General features: G+C 59.5%; 14 protein-coding genes. 5 read left to right on the forward strand and 9 right to left on the reverse strand.

Annotated elements, in window-relative coordinates:
- The first annotated feature begins 126 nt into the window (after positions 1–126).
- Positions 127–906: an SGNH/GDSL hydrolase family protein gene (locus tag SIC19_RS03875; protein WP_036204420.1), complete on the forward strand. Its 780-nt coding sequence runs from the start codon at positions 127–129 to the stop codon at positions 904–906.
- A gap of 66 nt (positions 907–972) precedes the next feature.
- Entirely contained in the window at positions 973–1,824 is an 852-nt protein-coding gene (locus SIC19_RS03880; RefSeq protein ID WP_075195892.1) for a lipase secretion chaperone, read from the forward strand.
- 9 nt (positions 1,825–1,833) lie between these two features.
- Here SIC19_RS03880 and SIC19_RS03885 read toward each other — a convergent pair whose 3' ends face one another.
- A complete protein-coding gene (locus SIC19_RS03885) occupies positions 1,834–2,913 on the reverse strand; it encodes an alpha/beta hydrolase (protein WP_036204418.1) in 1,080 nt (359 codons plus the stop codon).
- A gap of 215 nt (positions 2,914–3,128) precedes the next feature.
- On the opposite strand from SIC19_RS03885, the gene SIC19_RS03890 reads away from it, so the two are divergent.
- The 3 genes from SIC19_RS03890 to SIC19_RS03900 are packed head-to-tail and all read left to right on the forward strand — an operon-like array spanning position 3,129 to position 5,611.
- Positions 3,129–3,956: a zinc-dependent peptidase gene (locus tag SIC19_RS03890; protein WP_075195893.1), complete on the forward strand. Its 828-nt coding sequence runs from the start codon at positions 3,129–3,131 to the stop codon at positions 3,954–3,956.
- Positions 3,940–5,106, forward strand: a complete 1,167-nt coding sequence (locus SIC19_RS03895; RefSeq protein WP_036204413.1) for an AI-2E family transporter — start codon at positions 3,940–3,942, stop codon at positions 5,104–5,106. Before SIC19_RS03890 ends, SIC19_RS03895 begins: the two co-directional genes overlap by 17 nt.
- Positions 5,107–5,155: 49 nt before the next feature.
- Complete coding sequence (locus tag SIC19_RS03900; protein WP_075195894.1) at positions 5,156–5,611, forward strand: MgtC/SapB family protein; 456 nt, start codon at positions 5,156–5,158, stop codon at positions 5,609–5,611.
- 54 nt (positions 5,612–5,665) lie between these two features.
- Here the strand turns inward: SIC19_RS03900 and nuoN are convergent, their stop codons facing one another.
- The 8 genes from nuoN to nuoG are packed head-to-tail and all read right to left on the reverse strand — an operon-like array spanning position 5,666 to position 15,687.
- Positions 5,666–7,105 carry an NADH-quinone oxidoreductase subunit NuoN gene (gene nuoN, locus SIC19_RS03905; protein WP_075195895.1) on the reverse strand — a complete coding sequence of 480 codons (1,440 nt, stop codon included), beginning with the start codon at positions 7,103–7,105 and terminating at the stop codon, positions 5,666–5,668.
- A complete protein-coding gene (gene nuoM, locus SIC19_RS03910) occupies positions 7,105–8,640 on the reverse strand; it encodes an NADH-quinone oxidoreductase subunit M (protein WP_075195896.1) in 1,536 nt (511 codons plus the stop codon). The genes nuoN and nuoM overlap by 1 nt, the downstream gene beginning before the upstream one ends.
- Positions 8,637–10,505: an NADH-quinone oxidoreductase subunit L gene (gene nuoL, locus SIC19_RS03915; protein ID WP_075195897.1), complete on the reverse strand. Its 1,869-nt coding sequence runs from the start codon at positions 10,503–10,505 to the stop codon at positions 8,637–8,639. The genes nuoM and nuoL overlap by 4 nt, the downstream gene beginning before the upstream one ends.
- Positions 10,502–10,810 (reverse strand): NADH-quinone oxidoreductase subunit NuoK, encoded by a 309-nt coding sequence (gene nuoK / locus SIC19_RS03920; RefSeq protein ID WP_075195898.1) that lies wholly within the window; start codon positions 10,808–10,810, stop codon positions 10,502–10,504. Before nuoK ends, nuoL begins: the two co-directional genes overlap by 4 nt.
- Complete coding sequence (nuoJ, locus tag SIC19_RS03925) at positions 10,807–11,349, reverse strand: NADH-quinone oxidoreductase subunit J (protein WP_075195899.1); 543 nt, start codon at positions 11,347–11,349, stop codon at positions 10,807–10,809. Before nuoJ ends, nuoK begins: the two co-directional genes overlap by 4 nt.
- A 42-nt stretch (positions 11,350–11,391) precedes the next feature.
- Positions 11,392–11,940 (reverse strand): NADH-quinone oxidoreductase subunit NuoI, encoded by a 549-nt coding sequence (nuoI, locus tag SIC19_RS03930; RefSeq protein WP_036205735.1) that lies wholly within the window; start codon positions 11,938–11,940, stop codon positions 11,392–11,394.
- A 31-nt stretch (positions 11,941–11,971) separates the two neighbouring features.
- Entirely contained in the window at positions 11,972–12,949 is a 978-nt protein-coding gene (gene nuoH / locus SIC19_RS03935; protein ID WP_075195900.1) for an NADH-quinone oxidoreductase subunit NuoH, read from the reverse strand.
- Positions 12,946–15,687 (reverse strand): NADH-quinone oxidoreductase subunit NuoG, encoded by a 2,742-nt coding sequence (gene nuoG, locus SIC19_RS03940; protein WP_412535578.1) that lies wholly within the window; start codon positions 15,685–15,687, stop codon positions 12,946–12,948. The genes nuoH and nuoG overlap by 4 nt, the downstream gene beginning before the upstream one ends.
- Between the last annotated feature and the right edge of the window lie 30 nt (positions 15,688–15,717).

Below are 15,717 nucleotides of genomic sequence, written 5' to 3' on the forward strand. Positions count from 1 at the left end.
TCATCCCGCCGAAAAAGACAAAAAAACAGCCACTTCCGACCTGTTGCGCTGATCACAATTTGTGCAAGTTGCGAATGAATGGTGCCTCGCCAGGCACCATTCATCCCCAACAACGGAGACACAATAATGAACAAGATCCGACACTGTGACGAAAGAGACACCTCCTCCAAAGGCCATTCCCTGTTTCGACTCCTGGCGGTCACTGCGATGGCCATGGCTATGACAGGCTGCGGCCAGCTGGGACAACTGCTCAGCAATCCCCAGGTCTCTGATGCGGACAACGACCAGGTGATATTCCTGGGCGACTCAATCTTCGCCCTGTCCGGCAAGATCCAGGACGAACTGGAAGCCAAAGCCGGGGAAACCTTCCGCCGCTACACGGTCTCCGGCGCCGAACTCACCGGTGGGTTCCTCGCGCCCTCTGTTGTCGAGCAGTTCGCCACCGCACAGGAGGACAATCCCGACATCCGCACCATGGTTGGTAATGGCGGCGGTAACGACATCCTTATTCCGGCGATTGCCCTTGACCCATACAACTGCAAAACCCAGTGGTATCAGTTCGGCCGCCTCAGCAGCAAGTGCAAGGATCTGATCGATGATCTGTATGTGGACGGCGTGAACTATCTGAACGAATTGTCCGATGCGGGCGTGGAGAACGGCGTGCTGGTGGGTTACTACTACACCAAGAACGGCCTTTTCCGTCTTAAAAGCATGAAACAGGCGGTCGACTACGGCAACAAAATCCTCGCCAGGGCCTGCGAATATTCCACTCTCGACTGTACCTTCGTGGACCCAAGACAGGTGGTGACGGAGAGCGACATCATCTTCGATGGCATACACCCGGCCGATAGTGGCTCCCAAAAGATCGCAGAGTTGATCTGGCCGAAACTCCAGCCTTTGCTGTAACTCAACCAGGGGGCCGTCAACGACGTTGAAAGGCTCCCTGACAACCGGTGAACAGGAAAATACTTTGTGAAAACATCCCTTTGGCTTGCAGGGCTGGCCGTGGTGATTCTGGGCACGGCCGGCTTTATCCTTAGCCTGTCGACGACGCCCGTACAGCCTTTGACGTCCGAGACCTCGTCCACTCCGGTGCTGCCCGGCCAACCAGCTACATCACCGCCGGCCCAATCCCAGGGGCCATCAGCCCTGAGCAATGAAGACCTTGCAAAGCTCTCCGCGTACGAGCAATGGCTGGAAGACAACCGGCTGCTGTTGCAGGGCATGCCCATGCTCGAACGCCAGACAGCGCTCTGGGAAAAACGGGAGGCACTGTTCGGTGACGAGGCCAGCCGTATATGGGGCGAGCGGGAGTCTCCCATGCATGCGAATCAGGACGCCTTTCAGGCGGAACTGCAGCGACTGGACCAAGCCCACGAAATCACCCCGGAAGAAACCGCGCACCAGCTTAAAACCTCCGTAGAACAACTTTACAACAACGATATGGCCCGACGGCTTATTGGCCCGGACGTGATGGCTCGCACCCTGTTCAGCCTCGACGCTGTTCAGAGCCACCTCCACACCTTATCGGCAGACGCTCGCCAGGAACGCATCAACAGCCTGCGCCGCCAGATGGGCTATCCGGAAGAAGCCATCAGCCGCCTTTCAAAGCAGGACCAGCAACGCAACGAACGCTGGCAAAATGGCAAAGCCTACATGGCCGAACGAAACCAACTTGCCCGGCGCTATTCCGGAGATCAACTGGATAAAGCGCTGGACGATTTGCGTGCAGAACACTTCGGGCGCTCTGCCAAAACCATTGCCCTTGAGGAACGGGACGGATTCTTCCGGTTTGAGCGAGAGCGGCGATTTGGGGTTAACTGAAATCCGCAATCACAATCGGTGAACGTTTCGTGACGGATCATAACGAGTCGGCTTCTCAGCCACTTTTCCATTCAACGATGCTTTGAAGAAATCCAGAACTTTCGCGTTCTTTAACGGCGACTCCTCAAAGTAGGCGTGGGAATCCCCGACATGAGGCTGGCTGGTAACGTCGATATAGGTCGCCACCCTGGAATCCAGCCGGCGCAGGTAATGGCCAAGCCGGGCTTTCTGCTGTTCGCCCATTTTCAGGCGTGAGGCCTTTAGTGCTCCGTCGTTTTCGTTGATGGTGATATAGAGACGATTGCGGTAGGGAATTCGGTCCACCCACTCGGCGTGGTTCTCATTATTGGTGTCCGCGGCCACCATCACAACGTTATCGAACAACAGCCGATCTCCGCTGTACACCGAACTCCCGAGCAAATGCTTGTAGAGATAGTTCCCCATGCTGTGCAACATCAGATTCACAGTGAACGGGCAGTGCTTCTCGACTTCCTTCGCAAAGTAGCGGTCCCACGCGGCGGCGTTGTCTGCAAACCGGGCTTCCGCACGCGCCTCCAGATCCATCACGTACTGCGCATGAAAGTCGCTCACCAGGGCTTCCAGCTTCTCCAGCACGCGATTGAATGCCCCTACCGAGGCGAGGGCGTCCCGCTTGTCGCTCTTGTAGCTGAGCACGCCGTGCAACCCTCCACCATTGGCGGGCCAACTGAACACAATGACTTCAACGCCGAAGTTCTGCTCCAGCCTTTCGGCACGATCAAGCACATCAGTCATATCGTTGTTGTAACCATGAACAAACAACAGCAGGTTTCTTCCGTTCGGGCGCGCACCAGCGCCGTGGCCGGATCTCTCGATCAGTTTGCGGGCCACGTAGGCGCTCGCCGGGTAGGTATTGTCGGGATTAAGATCGACACTCTTCGCCATTTGCGGTGTGATCTGGTCAGGCAGGATATCAATATGCCAGCGGTTTCGCCGGCGGGATGCCTCCGCCAGCCGCAACTCGTTGGGGCCTTCAATGGGTTTACTGCCAAAGGCCTCACTCTCTGTGTGTTTGCTTTCATCGACGGTTCTATTGGTTACGATATACATGGAGCAGATTCCTTTATGCTTCCATGCCACGGAACGACTTGGTGGCCACTACTGATAGGAAGTAACGAAAAGTTCCCTGACGGCCGCCCTACAACCCCCTATGATGAACGGCATCAGAATTCAATCGCACGGTGGGAATGTTGCTACCCAACACCTAATTAATTAGCAAACTGAACTAAAATGTCAAATCACCACACGGCCCCGGAATCTTGCCCATGCTGATCTACACTCTCTGCGCGATTTCCGTGATTGCCGCCTCGGTTTTCTATCTGTTTTTCTACCGCAACTGGCGTCGCGAGAGACAGCTTCAAACTCCCTTTCCGGAGAACTGGCGCGCGACGCTCGAGTCCCAGGTGCCCCTATTCCCCGGGTTGCCGGCCAAGCTGAAACGACAACTGGAACAGCATGTACAGTTGTTCCTGGCGGAGAAATCCTTTTACGGCTGCGATGGGTTCGAGGCGGACGACACCGTACGCCTGACCATCGCGGGACATGCCTGCCTGCTCATCATGAACCGCAGCTATTCCGACTTCGACGACATCCGCAGTATCCTGGTCTATCCGGATGCCTATCGTGTCAGGGATATTGAGCATGATGGCCTGGTGGTGAGCGAGAGTAACGAGATTCGCGCCGGCGAAGCCTCAAGTTATGGACAGGTGGTTCTGGCCTGGACACAGTGCGAGGAAGGTGCCGTCAATCCTGCTGGGCACCACAACGTCATTCTTCACGAATTCGCCCACCAGCTGGACTATCTGGACGGCACTGCGGACGGCGCTCCGCCACTTAGCGGCGAACAGGCAAGACATTGGCAGGAAACGATGACTCAGGCCTATGAACACTTGAGACAGTCGCTTCAACATCACCAGAAGCCCTGGCTGGACCCATACGGCGCCACCGAACCCGCCGAGTTTTTTGCAGTGCTGACGGAAGCCTTTTACCAACAACCGGAGCACCTGAAAGCGGAACAGCCGGAAGTCTACGAAGCGCTGCAACGGTTTTACCGATTAGACACGGAGGCAATATCCCATGGAGAACGGCGATAAGACAAAGCGTGAGGAGTCGGGAGCAGACAACAACTCCCAGAACAGTCAGGCGCTGATTGACGCCATCAACATGCGCAGCATGTCGCTTATCACACTCACAAGTATCGCAACCCTTTATTTTATTGACTGGGCCCAGGCGGTTCTTTTGCCACTGGTGGTGGCGGTGTTAATCAGCTACGCCCTCGAACCCCTTGTCGCCACAATCAATCGGTTGAGAGTACCCCGCCCCCTGGCGGCGGCTGTGGTGTTGATTCTGCTTATCGGTATCATTGCCGGAGCCAGTATTCCCCTGAAGCAGGAAGCCATGGCTATGCTGGACAAGATACCGGTGGCCATCGAACAGTTTCAGCAGAATGAAGCCAGCCGCCCCAAGGACGGGGAAAGCATGATGGAAAAAGCGCAATCCGCCGCAAAGAAAATTGAAGCCACCGCCAGCCCCGATCAGGGCAACGAAGACGCCTCCCGATCGGGTGCAACGCCCGTGCGCGTGGTGGACGAACCCCTCGAGATCAAAGATTACGTACTTCAGGGTTCCCCGGCAGCGCTGGTGCTGATTTCCCAGTGCTTCTCGGCGTTGTTGCTGGTGTATTTCGTGCTCGCCATTGGCTCGCTGTACAGACGCAAGATCGTCAAAATATCCGGGCCATCCTTCGCACGAATGCGTAAAGCCGCCCGAATCATGAACGAGTTCCATCGCAGCGTACGACAGTTCCTGTTTGTGATGTTTGTAGGTGCCGTATTTGTGGGCGTGCTGACCTGGCTGGCGTTTTTGGCACTGGGCGTTGAACAGGCCGGCTTTTGGGGTGTTTTGGCAGGCGTCGCCAGTGCCGTGCCGTACCTGGGTCCGTTCCTGGTGCTTATGGGTACAGGTGTGGCCGCCTTTATCCAGTTTGGCGAATTGGAGATGTCGATCATTGTTGCCGGCACGTCGCTGGCCATCACCAGCGTTCAGGGCTATCTGCTGACGCCCTGGCTCACCAGCCATATCTCCAGCCTCAACGCGGTTGCCATCTTTATCGGCCTGCTGTTCTGGGGCTGGCTCTGGGGACCCGTAGGCCTCGTGGTTGCCACTCCAATCCTGATGATCGTCAAGTCATTGTGCGACCATGTCGTTAATTTACGCCCGGTCGGTGAACTGCTAGGAAAATAGACGCCCCATTCACTCATTCATCGCTTAATAACAACAAAGGAGACACACGATGTTCGACAGTGAAATCCCCCTGATGGATATGTTGTTCCGACTTTTGGCCGCGGCTGGGCTGGCCCTGTTACTGGGGCTGGAAAGGGAATTGAGAGGCAAAGCCGCAGGCCTGCGCTCCCACATGCTAGTGTCATTGGGGGCCTCGGCCTTCATTATGATGGGGATTCATATCCTGTTCGCCACTGCCGAAGGCGACCCCTCGGCACGAATCGATCCCACGCGGATCGTTGAGGGCGTCATCGGCGGCATCGGTTTTCTGGGTGCTGGCAGCATTATTCAGAGCCGTGGCAGTATTCAGGGTATTACCACTGGTGCATCCATCTGGACAGCGGGCGCAGTTGGCGTTGCGTGCGGCATCGGCAACCTCGCCCTGGCCGGCATGGTCACGGCGCTGGCGCTGATCATCATGGTGGTTCTTGGCCGGTTCGAGCACGAAGTCATTAACGATAATTAGGTCATTAACGATAATTAGGCCATTGACGATCACTGATCCGGCCAAAACCGGAGGTCAGAACGCAGCTGTCGACAGCCCGGCCACCCACTGGATCATTGGCGAGGGATAAACACCCAGCACCAGGATCAACACGGCCACGACCAGCAGCGTCAGCCCACCAATGCGGTTACCCCAGTCGTTGGTGGCGTCCATCCGGCGCATGCCGGGTTCCGGCAGGTACAGGGTCACCATCACTCTCAGGTAGTAGAACAGGCCAATGGCACTGCCTGCGACGATACCGCCCACCAGCCACCAGCGGTTTTCAGCAACCCCCAGTGCCAATACATAGAACTTGCCGATAAACCCCGCCGTGAGCGGGATGCCAGCCAGGGACAGGAAGCTCACGGTCATCACGGCTGCCAGCCATGGACGGCGCCAGAACAGCCCACGGTAATAGTGCAGTCCGGCGGCATCTTCACCACTGAATGGGCTGGACAGCTGGGTAACCACGCCGAAGGCTGCCAGTGTGGTGACAAGGTAGGTCACCAGATAAACCCCCACGGTTTCTACTGCCAGTGCCCCACCTGCAACGATAGCCACCATCAGGTAGCCAAAATGGGCAATGGAGGAATAGCCAAGCAGTCGCTTCAGGTTGGATTGGAACAACGCCAACAGGTTGCCCCACAACATGGTGATCAGGGCCAGCAGTGTTATCAGCGTGTTCAACCAGTCGCTGTTAAACACCGGCGCAACGGTCACCAGACGCAGTAACAGCACGAACACCGCCAACTTGCTGACCGTGGCGAGGAAAATGGTGGCCGGCGCAGGCCCACCCTGGTATACGTCCGGCGTCCAGAGATGAAAGGGAACAATGGAGAGCTTGAAACCAAGCCCCACCAGCATCAACACAGCCCCAGCCAGCGTCCACGCATCGGAGGTGTTTGCCAGCCCCGTCGCCAGGCCCGCCAGGTCGAGATGCCCGGTACGGGCATAGATCAACGCCATGCCAAACAACAGGAACGCCGTCGCGGCCGCAGACAGAACCAGGTACTTGATGCCGGCTTCCAGAGACCGTTCTGCCCGAAAGCTATAGGCCAACATGCCGTAGAGGGGCATCGACAGCAGCTCCAGGCTGATGAACAGGGTCGCCAGATGGTCGCTGGCCACCAGCCCCAGTGCCCCGGTCACCGCACACAAGAGCAACAGGTAAAACTCTTCCTTGGGGCCGATGTAACCGGTGAGGTAATGATGACTCAGGGCGACCGTGACCAGCGCACACAGGAGCACCAGCACGCTGCCCATTAACGCCAGCCCATCCATAGTCATCAGTGGCGGCGATGACAATGCTGTGGAGGCCACAGGCACGCAGGCCAGAGCCAATACCAGCCCAACGGCCGAAACCAACGCCGTGGCACCATGGTGCCGCTGCCAGGCTACGCCAAGCATGACGATCACCGCGGTGGCACCAACGACGATCAGTGGTATGAGTGCAACCAGATTTGCCAGGGTCAGCATCAGTTCACCTCCCCTGCGCGGCTGGCCAGTTCTGCCCCGGCTTGCTCAAACAGCTCGGCAGCCGGGCCCGCTATCGGGGCGGTAATGTCGAGTATTGGCTGAGGATAGAGCCCCACCATCACCGTCAGCACAAGCAGCACCAACATCATGCCGTATTCTCTCGCGTCCGGCCCTCTCAGGGCGCCCTGGCGGTATTCCGGGCCATAATGCACCCGCTGCATCAGCAGCAGGGAGTATATCGCCGCCAGCACCAGCCCCAAGCTGGCAATCACCACCACGACCGGCGCGCTGGGGAAGGTGCCAAACAGCACCATGAATTCACCCACGAAATTGGCGGTGGCAGGCATACCCAGGGAGGCGGCAACGAAACACAGGGTAAAACCGGGCAGCACCGGGATTCGACCCCATAAGCCGCCCATGATCCGCATGTCACGGGTGTGAATGCGCTCATACAGTTGGCCGCTGAGAATAAACAGCCCGGCACTGGAGAAGGCATGGGCCACCATGAGGATGATCGCACCCTGAATCGCCAGTTCCGAGCCTGAATACAAGGCAATCAGCACGAAGCCCATGTGGGAGATACTGGTATAGGCGATCAGGCGCTTGATGTCCTGCTGTCCACACGCCAGTACAGCACCATAGATAATGCCCACCAGCCCGAGTGTCATGGCGACAGGCGCAAACGCCTGGGACTCTTCCGGGAACAGCGGCAGCGCAAACCGCAGGATGCCGTAGGCGGCGGTTTTCAACAGGATACCGGCCAGATCGACACTGCCGGCGGTCGGCGCCTGGGCATGGGCATCCGGAAGCCAGCCATGGAATGGGACCACCGGCAGCTTCACGGCAAAGGCCACAAAGAAGCCCAGCATCAGCCACGGCGCCAGCGCCTCCGGGACCTCGGTATCCAGCAAGGTGTCGTAGCTGAAGGACAGTTCGCCGGTGTTGGCGTAATGCACGAACACCAGTGAGAGTATCGCCACCAGCATGAGCAGGCCACTGGCCTGGGTGTAGATGAAGAATCGGGTAGCGGCTCGAATCCGGGTCTGCCCCGCCGAGCCGCTGTGCCCCCAGAGCGCAATCAGGAAGTACATCGGCACCAGCATCATTTCCCAGAACAGGAAGAACAGGAACAGGTCCAGCGCCAGGAATACGCCCACAACACCACCGAGGATGAACAGCAGGTTCAGGTGGAAAAAGCCCACACGGTGGTCAATCTCGTGCCAGGAACAGAGCACGGCCAATGCACCGAGGAACCCGGTCAACGCCACCAGGATCAGCGACAGGCCGTCCATCGCCAGATGAATCTCAATACCAAAACGCGGGATCCAGGACGTTCTCCATTCCAGCAGCCAATGCCTGGTGACCTCACCCGGCAACGCAAAATCACCGGTTACCCAGAGCACCAGGCTGATAACCAGTACAAACAACATGGTGGCCAGCGCTATCCAGCGAGGCGCCCTGTCGCCCCAACGGTCCGCCTGCCAGCACAGCAGCCCACCCACAAACGGGATCAGGATCAACCACACCAGGATCATGCTAGCCCTCCCGGCAACACCGCCAGAGCCAGCAGAATGATTGTGGCGCCCAACACCATGACCAGGGCGTAGCTGCGCACGCGACCGTTCTGGCTTTTCACCAGCCCGGCGTTAAGCGCACGCGCCAATAGCGCTGGCAGATTCATCACCAGGTTCACCAGATCCACCCTCAGAACCTTCACCATCCACTGCCAAGGCTGCACCAGCACCCGGTCAAACAGGGCGTCAAAACCCCACGCATGGTGCCAGAGTGTCCACAGGCGGGCGCCTATGCCCTGCCCGACCTGTTTTGCAAGCCAGTCACGCCGCCAAAGGAACAGCCATGCTGCCAACAGCAAACCCGCAATAGCGGCACCCATGGCAAGTACCTGCAGCAGGGTATGGCCGGTTTCCGCTGCTTCTCCGGGTGCGTCCGGGAAGAGTCCGCCAAGGCCCGGATAGAGCCAGGCGCCGATAAAGGTGGACAGCACCGCCAGCACCATCAACGGCAGGTGATGAGTCAGTGGGTTGGTGCCGGGTTCCGGATGGCGGGCGTGGTCGCTTCCGGGCTCGCCATGGAAGGTGCCGAGGATCAGCCGAACCGTATAGATGCCGGTCAACACCGCACCCAGCAATCCAACAATCAGCAGTCCGGTCTGGTCAGCCGCCATTGCCTGCCACAGGATTTCGTCCTTGCTGAAAAAGCCAGCCGACACCAGTGGCAATGCCACCAGCGCCGCACCGCCCACGAGGAAGCCACCATAAGCCACGGGCAGCTTGCGCCAAAGCCCGCCAAGCCGCCGCATGTCCTGTTCGTGGTGGCAACTGATGATCACTGCCCCGGCTGACAGGAACAGCAGTGCCTTGAAGAAGGCGTGGGTCACCAGATGGAAGATCGCGGCATCGAACGCGCCTACCCCCAACGCCACGAACATGTAGCCAATCTGGCTCATGGTGGAGTAGGCCAGCACGCGCTTGATATCGGTCTGGGCCAGAGCCGCAAAAGCCGCCAGCAGCAGAGACACTGCCCCGATCACGCCGACCAGCAGGAGCACATCCGGGGCCAGCAGGAACAGGCCATTGAGCCGGGCAATCAGGTACACGCCCGCCGTAACCATGGTCGCCGCGTGGATCAGCGCAGACACCGGCGTGGGGCCAGCCATGGCGTCGGGCAACCAGGTATGCAGTGGCACCTGAGCCGACTTGCCGAGGGCACCAACAAGTACCAGTAACGTCGCCAGGTTGGCGGTGGTACTGCCTTCCTGCCACTGCTGCGGAGCCAGGGCCAGCAATTGTTGGATATCGAGTGTGCCCAGTTCCATGAAGATCAGGAACAGCCCCAGCGCCAGAAACACGTCGCCAATGCGTGTCACCACGAACGCCTTGAAAGCCGCCCAGCCATTGGCGCTGCCCCGGTAGTAATAGCCGATCAGGCCATAGCTGCAGAAACCGACACCCTCCCAGCCGAGGAACAACAACAGCAGGTTGTCTCCCAGCACCAGCAGCATCATGCTGAACACAAACAGGTTCATCCAGGCGTAGAAGCGGGTAATGCCTTCCTCACCGGTCATGTACCAGGCGGCGAACAGATGAATCAGGAAACCCACACCGGTAATCACTGACATCATCACCAGCGCCAGGCCATCCACTGCCAGGCCGATGGTGGGCTGGAAATCCCCGACGGCAATCCAGGTCCAAAGGGTTATCCCTTCACTGCCGCCTGAGTGAGCCATTGTCGCCCAGGCCGTGGCCAGCGCCGCCAGCCCCACACTACCGACGCCCACGACGGAACTGGCCAACGCGCCCATGCGTCCGCCGCTGAACGCCAGGATCAGTGTGCCCGCCAGAGGCAACAGAAACGAAAGAATCACTGCCATCGCCATCATCCACGCATCCTGCTAACGGCATCCAGATTCAGGGAGCGGAACCGCTGGTAAAGCTGGATCATCAGCGCCAGCCCAACACTGGCTTCCGCCGCCGCCAGTGTAATGACCAGCAGGAACATGGCCTGGCCGTCCGGCTGGTTCCAGGCCGTGGCCCCCACCACGAACGCCAGCGCCGCCGAGTTGAGCATGACTTCCAGGCTCATCAGCACAAACAACATGCTGCGACGCAGCATCAGCCCCAGCAACCCCAGGCTGAACAGAATGGCGGCCAGGATCAGCCCATGCTCCATGGGAACTCCCGTCATGAGTTGCCTCCCTGGTTGCGGTTGTCCAATGTCGTCTGCTTTCGCAAAGGATTTGATCGCCGGCCCACATGGGACGCTGTCACCAGGGCCGCCAGCAGGAGAATGGCGGCCAGCTCCACCACCATCAACCAGGGCCCGAACAGGGTCAGGGCCACGGCTCGTGCGGTCAGCAGCTCACCATCGATCATCTGCTCCATGCCACCCTGACCGATCAGGGCCGCCAGGGCACCCAGAAGCAGCAACGTTAGCAACGACGGCCCTGCCCAATGGCGAGGATTCCGCCAGGACGGTTCCCGCTCTGCATCCGACCGCAGGTTCAGCATCATCACCACGAACACAAACAACACCATGATCGCCCCGGCATACACGATGATTTCCAGGGCACCGGCAAACGGTGCTCCCAGAGCGAAGAACACCAGTGCCACGGCGATCAGCGACACGATCAGATACACCACCGCATGAACCGGGCTGGTGCCGGTGATCACGCCAATGGTCGCCAGCACCGCCACCAGTCCGCTGACATAGAAGGCCAGCTCCATCAGATTGCCTCCTCCGGCTTACGGTCGCTATTGCGGTGACTATCAGGGTAACAACGTGCGCACATCCTCCGGCGCCTCCTCGTTCTGGGCCTGCCCCTTGTCCTTACCACCGATGGCCATGCCCGCTACCTTGTAGAAGTGGTAGTCATGGTCTTTACCGGGACCATTGATCAGCAGATCCTCTTTCTCGTACACCAGTTGCTGGCGATCATACTCGCCCATCTCGAAGTCCGGCGTCAGCTGGATGGCCGACGTCGGGCAGGCTTCCTCGCACATGCCACAAAAGATGCAGCGGGAGAAGTTGATGCGGAAGAACTCCGGGTACCAGCGGCCGTCTTCCTGCTCCCCCTTCTGCAGCGAGATGCAATCCACCGGGCAGGCCACCGCACACAGGTTACAAGCCACGCAACGCTCTTCGCCGTCCGGATCGCGGGTCAGCACAATGCGGCCGCGGTAGCGCGGTGGCAGATAGACCTGTTGTTCCGGGTAGTTCACTGTCTCCCGCTTGCGAAAACTGTGCATGAACACCATGCCCAGGGTGCGCAATTGCGACCAGGTGGCCGGCAACAGCCAGAGCATGTGTTTGATGATCGGGACCTTTTCTCTTTCCATAAGTCCTCCCTTATTCAGCCACCAGGAGCATCACCGCCCCCGTCGCCAGTAAGTTGATTAGTGTTAGCGGTAAGCACACCTTCCAGCCAAAACTCATCACCCGGTCATAGCGGGGCCGGGGCAACGATGCCCGCAGCAGGATAAACAGCATCAGGAAGAAGCCGGTCTTGAGCGCGAACCACAGGATTGGTGGCAGCCACGGGCCGTGCCAGCCGCCAAAGAACAGCGTGACGATCAGCGCCGACACCAGCACCATGCCGACGTATTCGCCGATGAAAAACAGGCCGAATTTCATGCCGGAGTATTCAATGTGGTACCCGTCGGCCAGTTCCTGTTCCGCTTCCGGCTGGTCGAACGGGTGGCGGTGCGTGACGGCTATACCGGCGATCAGGAAGGTGGCAAAACCGAAGAACTGGGGAATGATGAACCAGAAACCTTCCTGGGCGTTGACAATGTCCCGCAGTTTGAACGACCCGGCCAGGGCCACTACCCCCATCAGCGACAGCCCCATGAACACTTCGTAGGACAGCGTCTGGGCCGTGGCGCGCATGGCGCCCAGCAGCGCGTATTTGTTGCCGCTGGACCAGCCCCCGAGCAACACCGCGTATACGTTGACCCCAGCCATGGCCAGGAAAAACAGCAGGCCAATGTGCATGTCCGCCACGCCCCAACCGGGGGTGATCGGGATAATGACAAACGACAGCAGCAATGAGGCAAAGGCAATCACCGGCGCCAGGACGAACAGCGGCCGGTCGGCGAATGGCGGTATCCAGTCCTCCTTGAAGAAGATCTTGATCATGTCCGCCACCAATTGCAGCGTGCCAAACGGCCCGACCCGATTGGGCCCGTAACGGTCCTGCCAGAGCCCCAGCAGGCGACGCTCCACTACCGTGAGCACTGCACCCAGCAGCACAGCACCCAGCAGGATCACCAGGGCCTGGAACATCCCCCAAGCAATGGCAGCCAGTTGCGGAGTCCACCAGGTCATGGTTCACCTCCGACGGAGTTATCCAGTGCGACTGGCTCTCCCGGAAGCAGTCCGGCAAACAGCCCGGCCGGAAGACCGATCCAGCCTTTGGGCCAGCCATCCTTCTGAACCACCAATAGCGTTTCCCCAAAGAGGGTCACCGTGTCACCGCCCCGGATCGACAAGTGTTCAGCGTCATCCATGCTCAGGGTGACACTGGGCGTTTGCGTACGCTCCTGAATGGGCACGGCCAATGAGGACGTCTCTTCGCCACCAAACAGCCGCGGCAGAATCAGGGCCCGTAAAGCTGGCGAGCGTTCTCCACTTTCGACGCTTTCGACGCCCTCGGCACGTTGAGGCGGTCGGCTGTAATGGCCCTGCCCCGGGACCGGACACATCAAACGCACGCCGGGGTCACCGCCGCGCAAATGCCCGCCTACTTCGTCGGTAAACTTGTTCCAGGCCTGAGGCGAGTTCCAGCCGGGCGCCCAGGCAAAGGGCACCTGCTGCCGGGGTTCGTGATAACCGCTGTAGCCCTCCATGGAATAGGCAAACGCGGAATCCGGGTCCTGCGGCACCCGTGGTTCGCTGACGCTCTGGTTCGCCCGCATGGAGGTACGGCCACTGTACCGGTGGGGCTCCCGCGCCAGCTGCAGGCCATCAATGCGGTAGTGTGAGGCGGGAGCGGCTTCCTCCATACCGCCCAGCTCTGGATGAGCCTCGACACACGCCGCAATGACGGTATCCAGGGTGATATCACCGGCCTTCTCGCCTTGCAGGTTCACCGCCAGTGCGTGCAACCAGCGCCAGCTTTCATGAATACGGCTTTCCGGCCGCATGTAACTTGGGTCATATACCTGGAAGAAGCGTTGTGCCCGGCCCTCCAGGTTAACCAGCGTACCGTCCGCCTCCGCGAAACTGGCCGCGGACAGCAGGAAGTTGGCGCGCTCGGCCGTTGCCGTGCGTTGATGATCAAGCACCACGCAGATCTCTGCCGGCGCCAGCGCTGCATCCACCGTTTTCCGGGGCACTCGTTGGTACAGGTCGTTTTCCAGCACCACCACGGCATCCGCGTGGCCATTGGTCAGTTCCTCCAGCGCCCAGTCCAGTGGTTGGCCGCCCATCAGGGACAAGCCCGTGCTGTTGGCCTCGCGCCGTATCAGTGCCAGCCCGCCCCGTTTGGCACGCCGGGACAATGCTCGGGCCACATTACCGGCCGCTTCCAGTACCGGTTCGGAGGCCAGCGATCCACCACTCACCACCAAAGGGCGCTCCGCCGCCATTAAAGCAGTGGCAATGGTTTCAGCAGCCTCAGCCATGGCCTCAGAAAGCCCTTCCACTGGCGGGGCTGCCGGGTCGATCCGATGGGCCACCGCAAAGCCAAGGTTGGCAATCTCATCGGGACTCATGGCATAGCGAGCCGCAGCCACATCGTCCAGCTCCGTTGTCGTAGGCCAGGCGATAAACAGCGGGTGGTAACGATCCTGCGCCAGGGTTTTGAGGGCTTCGGCATTCCAGGCGGGCACACCAATGGTCTCGCCCAGTGCCTCACGACGCGACAGCGCGGCCTGACGAAGGCTCAAACTCAGACGACCGGCGCTCTGGACCGGGTCTTCGCCCAGAACCAGCACGGCGTCGTGATCTTCCATCTCGCGGGGCGTGGGCGTTGGCAGGCCGGTATGGCGTTGCAGATGATTCATCAGGTCAAGGCAGGCCTGTTCCCGCGCCTCAATGCCGGTGGAGAAATTTTCCACGCCGACCAATGCCTGCAACTGGTGATTACTCTCCAGGCTGGCCCGTGGCGAGCCGATGCCGATCACCCGGCGGGAATGGCGCAGAGCGTCGCTGATACGGGCCAGAGCGGTGTCCACTTCGAGGCTGACCGGCTCACTGTCTGACGATTCCCGACATTCCGGCAGTCGCGGCCGATCTGCCCGGTTGACGTAACCATAGCCGAACCGGCCCCGGTCACAGAGGAAATACCCGTTCAACTCACCGTGGTAGCGATTTTCAATACGGCGCAACTCTCCGTACCGCTCCCCCGGGCTGATGTTGCAGCCCATTGAACACTGGTGGCAGATGCCGGGCGCAAACTGCAAATCCCACTTGCGGGTGTAACGTTCGGAATGGCTCTGATCCGTGAACACGCCGGTGGGGCATACTTCCGTAAGATTGCCGGCGAAGGGGCTTTCCAGAATGCCTTCTTCGTAGCGACCGAAATAGACATTATCCTTGGCACCAAAGGCCCCCAGGTCGGTACCACCAGCGTAGTCGTTGTAAAAACGCACACAGCGGTAACAGGTAATGCACCGGTTCATCTCATGGGCAATGAACGGCCCCAGATACTGGTTCCGGCGCGTGCGCTTGCGGAACCGGTAACGGCGGCGATCATGGCCGGTCATCACCGTCATGTCCTGCAGGTGACAATGCCCGCCCTCCTCGCACACCGGGCAGTCATGGGGATGGTTGATCATCAGCCACTCCACCACACTGGCGCGGAAGGCTTTGGCTTCCTCATCGTCGATATCAATGCGGGTCTGGTCCGCGGCGGGCGTCATGCAGGACATCACCACCATGCCCTTGTCGTCGTCCTTGTCCTTATACTGTTTGACCGCGCACTGGCGACAGGCACCCACACTGCCCATGGCCGGGTGCCAGCAGAAATAGGGAATATCCAGGCCGAGGGACAGACACGCCTGGAGCAGGTTGTGGGCTCCATTGACCGTATAGCGTTGTCCATCCACGTGAATCGTCGCCATGTTGCCTGCCTATCCTTCGATGACTTTTGC

The sequence above is a fragment of the Marinobacter sp. MIT930201 genome (assembly GCF_047122665.1).
GTDB classification, from domain to species: Bacteria; Pseudomonadota; Gammaproteobacteria; order Pseudomonadales; family Oleiphilaceae; genus Marinobacter; species Marinobacter salarius.